Below are 9,799 nucleotides of genomic sequence, written 5' to 3'. Positions count from 1 at the left end.
TGGCTTGCTCGATAGATGACGGTGTCCGCCTTGGTGATGCGGCTGCGCGGATTCTTGAACTGCCGCCACTCACTCCTTAATGGCTTGCCTTCGGGGCAGTTGTATTCATTGCGGTCATCATGCCAGGTGAAGTCACCCACCGAGAAGCTATCGTCATGGCGACCCGTCTTGTCCCACACCGGGACGTGAGGCTCAATGCCCTTGTCGTCGACCATCCACGCCAGCATCGGCGCTGCGCCGTAGGCGGTGTCTCCCACCAGTCGACGCGGCTTGAGGTGCATGCGCTGTTCGACCCGATCAATCATGGTGCGCGTCGAATCGACCTCTTGGGTGCGGTGTGCTGGCGTTGCCTCCACGTCCACGATGATTCCTGCGGACAGGTCGATCAGGTAGTTGGTTGAGTACGCAAAGAATGCCGGTCCACCTGTGGCCGCCGTCCAGCGAGCAGCAGGGTCGGTCAACGATATGTTCTTGGGCGGCGTCGGTGGTTCTGGTTGATCAGCGGGCGAGTCTTCTGGCGTCGGGTTGCTCTCTTCGAGTGCATCGAGGTATTCGCGAACCGCGCGACTGCACTGGCTGCCCTGGCGCCAATCGATCACTTCGGCTCCTGGAACACCGCGTGCCCGATTGGCATCGGCCTTGATGACGCTGGCGTCGATGGCGAAGCCCTCACCACGGACCAGGCCTTCGGTCATGCAACGCTTGAGCACGCTCTCGAACACGAAGCGCAAAGCATCGCTTTGGCGAAAGCGTCCATGGCGATGCTTTGAGAAGGTGGAGTGGTCTGGCACCCGGTCTTCAAGGCCGAGCCGGCAGAACCATCGGTAGGCCAGATTGAGATGGACCTCCTCACACAGCCGCCGCTCGGAGCGGATGCCCATGCAGTAACCCACCACCAGCATTCGAACCAACAGTTCAGGATCAATCGATGGTCGGCCGGTGTGGCTGTAGAACGGGGCCAGGTGTTGGCGCAGTTCACCGAGGTCAAGAAAGCGATCAATCCCGCGCAGCAAGTGATCGCGCGGAACGTGATCAGTGAGGTTGAAAGCGTAGAAGAGCTGATCCTGCGAAGCCGTCTGACCCATCATGGTGTGCACCTCCGTCGATGACGAAGCGCATGCAAACCATGGGCCAGAAACAGGCCTCAGCGGAGTTTTTCAACACAATTAGCCTTTCACTGCCATCCAATCGCTGGGCACAGGGCCTCTAGTAGCGACTAGGTAACGGCAGATTTGGCAACAAAGAGGACCAAGAGGGGCGCTCGTGTATCTGCAGAACCATCAAGGCCACCGCACCAGGATTTCCCGTAGCCCAGTCTATGCCGGCTCTTTAGGAGCCTGCGGGACGCAGCCGGCCCTTTTGCAATAACTCTGTCAGTAGTTTTTCACCAACTTGGCAAAGTTTTCACTTTCCCTGTCACCCGACAGCAATCACACGTCGATATTTCCCGCCCGCAAGGCGTTGGTCTCGATGAAATCGCGCCGTGGTTCCACCTCGTCGCCCATCAGCATGGTGAACACGCGGTCGGCTTCGATCGCGTCGTCGATCTGCACGCGCAGCAGGCGGCGCACGGTCGGGTCCATGGTGGTTTCCCAGAGCTGGGCGGGGTTCATCTCGCCCAGGCCTTTGTAGCGCTGGCGGCTGGTGGTGCGCTCGGCTTCGCTGATGAGCCAGCGCATGGCGACGCGGAAGTCCGCCACTTTCTCTTCCTTCTGTTTGTCGCCTTCGCCGCGCATGACCTTGGCGCCGTCGCCAAGCAGGCCGCGGAAGGTCTCGGCCGCGATGGCCAGGGCGGCGTAGTCGGCGCCGTGCACGAAGTCCTGCGTGAGCACGCTGCTCTTGATGTTGCCGTGGTGGCGGCGGCTGATGCGCAGCACCGGTTTGTCGCTGCGGGCGTCGAACTCGGCCGTCACTTCGGCGGGCACGCCGGTGGTGGTGAGTTCGCGCAGCTTGTCCTGCAGCGCGATGGCGCTGGTCTCGGCCTGTTCCACGCTGTCGAGGTTGATGCTCACGCCGTCGGCGATGGCGCGCAGGGCCTCGGCGTCCATGAAGTTGGACAGGCGGGCGATCACGCTCTCGGCCACCTGGTGCTTGCGCGCGAGTTCGCCCAGGGTGTCGCCTTCGAGCACCGTGTTGGTGGCGCCGCCGGTGGCCACTTTCGCGTCCTTCAGGGCGATGCGCAGCAGAAAGCCGTCGAGCGCCGGGGCGTCTTTCAGGTACAGCTCTTCCTTGCCGGCCTTCACCTTGTAGAGCGGCGGCTGCGCGATGTAGATGTGGCCGCGCTCCACCAGCTCGGGCATCTGGCGGTAGAAGAAGGTCAGCAGCAGGGTGCGGATGTGCGCGCCGTCCACGTCGGCGTCGGTCATGATGATGATGCGGTGGTAGCGCAGCTTGGCGACGTTGAAGTCGTCCGCGCCGGTGCCACCGTTGCCGCCTTCAACGCCGGCCTTGCCGATGCCGGTGCCCAGGGCGGTGATGAGGGTGAGGATTTCGTTGGAGGTGAGCAGCTTTTCGTAGCGCGCCTTTTCCACGTTCAGGATCTTGCCGCGCAGCGGCAGGATGGCCTGGAACTTCCGGTCGCGGCCCTGCTTGGCGGAGCCACCGGCGGAGTCGCCCTCGACGATGTAGATCTCGCAGAGTGCCGGGTCCTTCTCCTGGCAGTCGGCCAGCTTGCCGGGCAGGCCCATGCCGTCGAGCACGCCTTTGCGGCGCGTCATCTCGCGCGCCTTGCGCGCGGCCTCGCGGGCGCGGGCGGCCTCGACGATCTTGCCGCAGATGATCTTGGCGTCGTTCGGGCGCTCCTGCAGGTAGTCGCTGAGCAGGCGGCTGACGATGTCTTCCACCGGGCCGCGCACCTCGCTGGACACCAGCTTGTCCTTGGTCTGGCTGCTGAACTTGGGCTCGGGCACCTTCACGCTGAGCACGCAGCACAGGCCTTCGCGCATGTCGTCGCCGGTGACTTCCACCTTGGCCTTCTTGGCGAACTCGTTTTCTTCGATGTACTTGTTGATCACGCGCGTCATCGCCGCGCGCAGGCCGGTCAGGTGGGTGCCGCCGTCGCGCTGCGGGATGTTGTTGGTGAAGCACAGCACCTGCTCGTTGTAGCCGCTGTTCCACTGCATGGCCACCTCGACGCCGATGTTGGTGCCCTGGTCGCTCGCGCGGTCGCCCAGCGCGTGGAACACGTTGGGGTGCAGGACCGTCTTGCCCTTGTTGATGAAGTCGACGAAACCCTTGACGCCACCGGCGCCGGAGAAGTCGTCTTCCTTGCCGCTGCGCTCGTCTTTCAGGCGGATGCGCACGCCGTTGTTCAGGAAGCTCAACTCGCGCAGGCGCTTGCTGAGGATTTCGTAGTGGAAGTCGGCGTTCTCGCGGAAGATTTCGTAGTCGGGCAGGAAGTGCACCTCGGTGCCGCGCTTCTCGGTGTCGCCGCTCACCTTCATCGGCGAGATCTCGATGCCGTCGGCGTTCTGCTCGACGATGCGGTTCTGCACGAAGCCGCGCGCGAACTCGATCTGGTGCACCTTGCCCTCACGGCGCACGGTCAGGCGCAGCCACTGGCTCAGGGCGTTCACGCAGGACACGCCCACGCCGTGCAGGCCGCCCGAGACCTTGTACGAGTTCTGGTTGAACTTGCCGCCGGCGTGCAGCTCGGTCAGCGCGATCTCGGCGGCCGAGCGCTTGGGCTCGTGCTTGTCGTCCATCTTCACGCCGGTGGGGATGCCGCGGCCGTTGTCCACCACGGAGATCGAGTTGTCGCTGTGGATGGTGACCACGATGTCGTCGCAGTGGCCGGCCAGGGCCTCGTCGATCGAGTTGTCGACCACCTCGAACACCAGGTGGTGCAGGCCGGTGCCGTCGGAGGTGTCGCCGATGTACATGCCAGGCCGCTTGCGCACCGCTTCCAGGCCTTCCAGGATCTGGATCGCGCCTTCGCCATAGCCTTCGCTCGCACCGGCCTGGTGGGCGTCGATGGTGGGCTGGAAGTTGGAGCTGGCGGACCCTGCCTCACCGGTGTGGACGGCATCGGTTCCGGGTTCTGCGGGCTGGTTGGCTTCGGACATGGTGAATCTCTCTGACTTCTAGAAACGCCAAACCCGCAAAGTGCGGGTCGGACAAAGGTGGCGGCATGACGGGCTCCCGTCCAGGCCAGCATGGATCCGGCTTTGCCGGTCCGCTGCTGGCGCCCCCCAGTGGGGGGTAGCGCCGCAGGCGCTGCAGGGGGCGTCCATGTTCCGGGGGGTCAAATCCTCATCGGCATGACAACGTATTTGAAGGCGTTGTCATCGGGGTTGGTGATCAGCGCCGAGCTGTTGCCGTCGGACAGTTCGATGCGAACCATTTCCTGTGACATGTTCTGCAGCGCGTCGATCAGGTAGGTCACGTTGAAACCGATCTCGATCGTGTCGCCGCCGTAGTCGATGTCGAGTTCGTCCACGGCCTCTTCCTGCTCGGCGTTGCTCGACGCCACACGCAGCACGCCGGGCTCGATGTTCAGGCGCACACCCTTGAACTTCTCGCTCGTCATGATCGCGGTGCGCTGCAGCGAGGCCAGCAGCGGCGCGCGGCCCAGGGTGACGATGTTCTTGTGGTTCTTCGGGATCACGCGGTTGTAGTCGGGGAACTTGCCCTCGACCAGTTTGGTGACGAACTCCATGCCGTCAAAGCTGAACCTGGCCTGGTTGGCCGCGAACTGCATCTCGATCGCGCCTTCCTTGTCGGAGAGCAGGCGCTGCAGCTCCAGCACCGTCTTGCGCGGCAGGATCACTTCCTGTTTCGGCACCTCCACGTCCAGCGTGGCGCTGGCGAACGCCAGGCGGTGGCCGTCGGTCGCCACCAGGCTGAGCTGCTGGCCCTCGGCCACGAACAGAATGCCGTTGAGGTAATAACGGATGTCGTGCACCGCCATGGCGAACGACACCTGGCCCAGCAGGCTCTTCAGCGTCTTCTGCGGCACGCTGAACACCGGGCCGAAACTGGCCGATTCCTGCACCAGCGGGAAATCCTCGGCCGGCATGCTCTGCAGCGTGAAGCGGCTCTTGCCGCCTTTCAGGACCAGCTTGCCGGCGCTGGACTCCAGGCTGACCGACTGGTCGGCCGGCATGGTGCGCAGGATGTCGATCAGCTTGCGCGCGCCCAGGGTGGTCGCGAAATTGCCGTCGTCGCCGTCGAGCTGCGCCGTGGTGCGGATCTGGATCTCCAGGTCGCTGGTGGTCAGCTGCACGGCCGAGCCGGTCTTGCGCAGCAGCACGTTGGCCAGGATCGGCAGGGTGTGGCGGCGTTCCACGATGCCCGCGACCGACTGCAGTGCAGCCAATACTTTGTCCTGGGTCGATTTCAAAACGATCATGTCAGACTCTTTCGTCTCTGGTTGGCTGGGTGCGCTCGCCGTTGGCGCTCTCTGGTGGCGTCCCGTGAAAGCCGGCCGGGGGCCAAACCATTCTATTTTCGCCGTTTTGCAAACGCAGACGGCAAAACGTTCCGCGCATGCGCGGCGCCCTGTGGCAGGGGGTGCGTTGGACCGGGCCGGGCATCACGGGGCTCATCCCTTGAGGGTCTGTTCCAGCACGTGCAATTGCTGGTTGAGCTCGGTGTTCTGCTGCCGTTCGGCGCCGATCTTGCGCACCGCATGCAGCACCGTGGTGTGGTCGCGTCCGCCAAACAGCTCGCCGATTTCGGGCAGGCTTTTCTGGGTCAGCTCCTTGGCCAGGAACATGGCGATCTGGCGCGGGCGGGCGATGCTGGCCGGCCGCTTCTTGGAATACATGTCCGCGACCTTGATCTTGTAATAGTCGGCCACGGTCTTCTGGATGTTCTCCACGCTGATCTGCCGGTTCTGGATCGACAGCAGGTCCTTGAGCGCGTCGCGCGCGAGCTGGATCGAGATTTCCTTCTGGTTGAAGCGGCTGTAGGCCAGGATCTTGCGCAGCGCGCCTTCGAGCTCGCGCACGTTGGAGCGCACGTTCTTGGCCACGAAAAACGCCACTTCCTCGGGCATCACGGCGTTTTCCACCGCGGCCTTGTTGATCAGGATCGCCACGCGCATTTCCAGCTCGGGCGGCTCGATGGCGACCGTGAGGCCCGAATCGAAGCGCGAAACCAGGCGCTCGTGGATGTCGGCCAGGCCCTTGGGGTAGGTGTCGCTGGTCAGGACGATGTGCGACTTGCGCGCCAGCAAGGCCTCGAAGGCGTTGAAGAACTCTTCCTGTGTGCGCTCCTTGTTGGCGAAGAACTGCACGTCGTCGATCAGCAGCAGGTCCAGCGAGTGGTAACGCTCCTTGAATTCGTCGAAGGTCTTGCGCTGATAAGCCTTGACCACATCCGACACAAACTGCTCGGCGTGGATGTAGAGAACTTTGGCCTGTGGACGGTCGGCCAGCAAATGGTTGCCGATGGCGTGCACCAGGTGGGTCTTGCCCAGGCCGACGCCGCCGTAGATGAACAGCGGGTTGTAGAGCTGGCCCAGGCTGCCGGCCACGTGCATGGCGGCGGCGCGCGCCATGCGGTTGGCCGAACCTTCGACCAGGGTGCCGAACGTCAGCGCCGGGTTGAGCCGGGTCTTGGGGGCGTTGGGGCTCACGGCCTCGGTGGGCGCCAGATCGGGCAGCTCGGCCAGCACCTGTTCCTGCACCGTCCGCGGCGCCGGCGACGTGCGGCTGGGGCCTTCGCGCGGAGCAAGCGCCAACTCCAGCGTCACAGGAGAGCCTTGAACGGCCTCCAGCAGCGCGGTGATGCGGGCCGCGTACTGGGCCCGGATCCAGTCGAGTTTGAAGCGGTTGCCCACCGCCACCACCACCTTGGCTCCGTCTTCGGACACCATGCCCGAGAGCGGGCGGATCCAGGTGTTGAACTGCTGTTCGGGGATTTCCCGGGCCAGCCGGTCCACGCAGGTCTGCCAGAGGGACTGGACGTCGGTGGACAGGGTGGCTGGGGGTGTGCCCTCGATCATGCTGGAGATGGCGGTTGCGCTGTTGTTGTGGACAAATGACTCGGGGCGGACCGGGCATTGTAGTGCGGCCGGCGACTTATCCACAAGGCGCGCCGGACCCCCGGTCGGGGTTCCCGGAATTGCCCGATGCTGAGGTGGCGCGGCGAGAAATGCCGCCAAGTGCTTGCCGCACATCGGGTTTCTTTGCGATAATTGCGGGTTTCCCCGATTTTTACCGAGCCATCATGAAACGCACCTACCAGCCTTCCAAAATCAAACGCGCCCGCACCCACGGCTTTCTCGTTCGCATGAAGACCCGTGGTGGCCGTGCTGTGATCAACGCCCGTCGCGCCAAGGGCCGCAAGCGTCTGGCTGTCTGAGCCCGCGCATGCTGTGCCGCCGGCGTCGGCCTGGCCGACCCATCCACTGACCGGACCCGGTGGTTCAGCAGTGGTCCAGCGGCTCAGGTCACGGCAGCAGTTCCAGGCCGTCATGGCGGGTTCCCCTGTGGCCAAAACCCCCCACTTTGCCCTGCACCGCGCGGCGCTGAGCAGCGACCACGAAGGTCGGGCGCTGTTTCCCGTGGCCGATGCCTGGCTGGGTGTTCTCCTGCCCAAACGCTGGGCCAAGCGCGCGGTGACGCGCAATGCCATCCGCCGCCAGATCTACGAGCTGGCCCGCGAGAAGGCGACCAGTCTGCCCCAGGCGGCGTTGGTGGTGCGTCTGCGCAGCGAGTTCAGTCGCCAGCAGTTCGTGAGCGCTACCTCCGACGCCCTCAAGCGCGCGGTGCGGGCCGAACTCGTCCAGTTGCTGGAGCGTGTGGCGCCCCGGGGAGCCGTCGAGGTGCCGGGTCGCGCCACCGTGGCCTCAGGAGATTCCCGTGCTGTCTGACTGGCCGCGTCTGGGTCTGCTCGGCGTGGTCAAGGGCTACCGGCTGCTGCTCAGTCCCTGGCTGGGCAGCAGTTGCCGTTTTGAGCCCACTTGTTCGGTATACGCCATCGGCGCACTGGAGCGCCACGGAGCGCTGGCGGGCAGCTACCTGACGCTCAAGCGGCTGGGCCGCTGCCAGCCGTGGTGCGCAGGCGGTTGCGACCCGGTCCCGGAGGTCGCCCCGGCCCTGTTTTCCGGTCTGATTTCACCTTCCTCAGAAAAGAAGAACCCGTCATGAATGACATCCGTCGGTCCATCCTGTGGGTGGTTTTTGGTCTTTCGATGGTCCTGATCTGGGACAAGTGGCAAATCCACAACGGGCACAAACCCACCTTTTTCCCGGGTTCGGCCACGGTGACCAGCCCGGCCGCGCCGGCCGGCAAGGCGCCTGCCGCGACCGCAGACGCGAGCCTGCCGGCGGCGGCGGGCCAACCGGGTGTGACGGCGAGTGGCGAAACGCCGGCGGGTGCGCCCAGCGCGGTGGCGCAGCGCGTCGAGGTCAGCACCGATGTGCTCAAGCTGGTGTTCAACACCGAGGGGGGCTCGGTGATCGGCGCGCAGCTGTTCAAGCACGCCGAGGCCACGGGCTCCAGCAAGGACCAGCAGAAACAACCGTTCACCCTGCTGACCCAGGACGCCAACCGCACCTATGTGGCCCAGACCGGCCTGATCGGCGGGACCTTCCCGACCCACAAGACCGCCATGACGCTGGTGCCGGGCAACACCACGCTGGCCGAGGGCCAGAACGAACTCCAGGTGCGCTTTGAATCGGCCGAGGTCGGTGGCGTGAAGCTGGTCAAGACCTACACCCTGACCCGTGGCCGCTACGACATCGGTGTGCAGCACGAGGTGGTCAACAACAGCGGCCAGCCCGTGAACCCGCAGCTCTACCTGCAGCTGGTGCGCGACGGCAACAAGCTCAGCAGCGAGACGCCGTTCTACTCCACCTTCACCGGCCCGGCCGTCTACACCGAGGCGCAGAAGTACCAGAAGATCGAGTTCGCCGATATCGAGAAGAACAAGGCGAGCTTCGAGAAGACCGCGACCAACGGCTACGTGGCCATGGTGCAGCACTACTTTGCGTCGGCCTGGTTGCTGGCCGACGGTGTGGCGCGCGACAACTTTGCCCGCCGCATCGACAACAACCTGTACGCCGTGGGCGCGATCACCACCCTGCCCGCGGTCGCACCCGGCCAGAGCCAGAGCGTGCAGTCGCGCCTGTTCATCGGCCCGCAGGAAGAAAAAGTGCTGGAGCTCATCACCCCCGGTCTGGAGCTGGTGAAGGACTATGGCTGGCTCACCATCCTGGCCAAGCCGCTGTACTGGCTGCTGGAGAAGATCCACGGTTTCGTGGCCAACTGGGGCTGGTCCATCGTGTTGCTGGTGGTGCTGATCAAGGCGGCGTTCTACTGGCTCAACGCCAGCGCCTACCGCAGCATGGCCAAGATGAAGAAGATCAATCCCCGCATCATGGAAATGCGCGAGCGCCTCAAGGGCAATCCGCAGCAGATGCAGCAGGAGATGATGAAGATGTACCGGGAAGAGAAGGTCAACCCGCTGGGCGGCTGTTTCCCGATCCTGATCCAGATCCCGGTGTTCATCGCGCTCTACTGGGTGTTGCTCTCCAGCGTGGAAATGCGCAACGCGCCCTGGATGGCCTGGATCACCGACCTCTCGTCGCCCGATCCGTTCTACATCCTGCCGCTGGTGATGGCCGTCACCACCATGATCCAGACCGCGCTCAACCCGCTGCCGCCCGACCCGTTGCAGGCCAAGCTGATGTGGATGATGCCGCTGATGTTCTCGGTCATGTTCTTCTTCTTCCCGGCCGGCCTGGTGCTGTACTGGATCACCAACAACGTGCTGACCATCGCACAGCAGTCCTTCATCAACAAACGCCTGGGCGTGCCGCTGAAGTTCAACCTGCCGAAATTCAAATGA

The 9,799-nt window shown here is 64.2% G+C and carries 8 protein-coding genes; 4 read left to right on the top strand and 4 right to left on the bottom strand.

Annotated features, from left to right (window positions below; genetic code table 11):
• The 4 genes from AC07YZ_RS25235 to dnaA all read right to left on the bottom strand — a co-directional run.
• A partial coding sequence (locus tag AC07YZ_RS25235; RefSeq protein WP_494796772.1) for a transposase occupies window positions 1-1,088 on the bottom strand: 1,088 nt, incomplete at its 3' end.
• Window positions 1,089-1,430: 342 nt separating this feature from the next.
• Window positions 1,431-4,064, bottom strand: a complete 2,634-nt coding sequence (gyrB, locus tag AC07YZ_RS25230) for a DNA topoisomerase (ATP-hydrolyzing) subunit B (protein ID WP_494796771.1) — start codon at window positions 4,062-4,064, stop codon at window positions 1,431-1,433.
• A 179-nt stretch (window positions 4,065-4,243) separates the two neighbouring features.
• Window positions 4,244-5,350, bottom strand: a complete 1,107-nt coding sequence (gene dnaN / locus AC07YZ_RS25225; RefSeq protein WP_226490636.1) for a DNA polymerase III subunit beta — start codon at window positions 5,348-5,350, stop codon at window positions 4,244-4,246.
• Between the two features lie 192 nt (window positions 5,351-5,542).
• The gene (dnaA, locus tag AC07YZ_RS25220) at window positions 5,543-6,949 is read right to left on the bottom strand and encodes a chromosomal replication initiator protein DnaA (RefSeq protein WP_226490635.1); all 1,407 of its coding nucleotides are present in this window, start codon (window positions 6,947-6,949) and stop codon (window positions 5,543-5,545) included.
• A 224-nt stretch (window positions 6,950-7,173) separates the two neighbouring features.
• On the opposite strand from dnaA, the gene rpmH reads away from it, so the two are divergent.
• The 4 genes from rpmH to yidC all read left to right on the top strand — a co-directional run bounded on the left by rpmH (window position 7,174) and on the right by yidC (window position 9,799).
• Window positions 7,174-7,308: a 50S ribosomal protein L34 gene (rpmH, locus tag AC07YZ_RS25215; protein WP_066096666.1), complete on the top strand. Its 135-nt coding sequence runs from the start codon at window positions 7,174-7,176 to the stop codon at window positions 7,306-7,308.
• 112 nt (window positions 7,309-7,420) lie between these two features.
• Window positions 7,421-7,819 carry a ribonuclease P protein component gene (locus tag AC07YZ_RS25210; RefSeq protein ID WP_494796770.1) on the top strand — a complete coding sequence of 133 codons (399 nt, stop codon included), beginning with the start codon at window positions 7,421-7,423 and terminating at the stop codon, window positions 7,817-7,819.
• Window positions 7,809-8,096 carry a membrane protein insertion efficiency factor YidD gene (gene yidD, locus AC07YZ_RS25205; RefSeq protein ID WP_494796769.1) on the top strand — a complete coding sequence of 96 codons (288 nt, stop codon included), beginning with the start codon at window positions 7,809-7,811 and terminating at the stop codon, window positions 8,094-8,096. The genes AC07YZ_RS25210 and yidD overlap by 11 nt, the downstream gene beginning before the upstream one ends.
• Window positions 8,093-9,799: a membrane protein insertase YidC gene (gene yidC / locus AC07YZ_RS25200; protein ID WP_494796768.1), complete on the top strand. Its 1,707-nt coding sequence runs from the start codon at window positions 8,093-8,095 to the stop codon at window positions 9,797-9,799. Before yidD ends, yidC begins: the two co-directional genes overlap by 4 nt.

The organism is Hydrogenophaga sp. GW101-3F08 (assembly GCF_059424585.1).
The sequence above is the reverse complement of the archived record's forward strand: the minus strand, read 5'-3'. Positions and strand labels throughout refer to the sequence as shown.

Coding starts and splice junctions, on each gene's coding strand:
- rpmH (WP_066096666.1), top strand. CDS start 7,174: ATGAAACGCACCTACCAGCCTTCCAAAATCAAACGCGCCCGCACCCAC.
- dnaN (WP_226490636.1), bottom strand. CDS start 5,350: ATGATCGTTTTGAAATCGACCCAGGACAAAGTATTGGCTGCACTGCAG.
- gyrB (WP_494796771.1), bottom strand. CDS start 4,064: ATGTCCGAAGCCAACCAGCCCGCAGAACCCGGAACCGATGCCGTCCAC.
- yidC (WP_494796768.1), top strand. CDS start 8,093: ATGAATGACATCCGTCGGTCCATCCTGTGGGTGGTTTTTGGTCTTTCG.
- AC07YZ_RS25210 (WP_494796770.1), top strand. CDS start 7,421: ATGGCGGGTTCCCCTGTGGCCAAAACCCCCCACTTTGCCCTGCACCGC.
- dnaA (WP_226490635.1), bottom strand. CDS start 6,949: ATGATCGAGGGCACACCCCCAGCCACCCTGTCCACCGACGTCCAGTCC.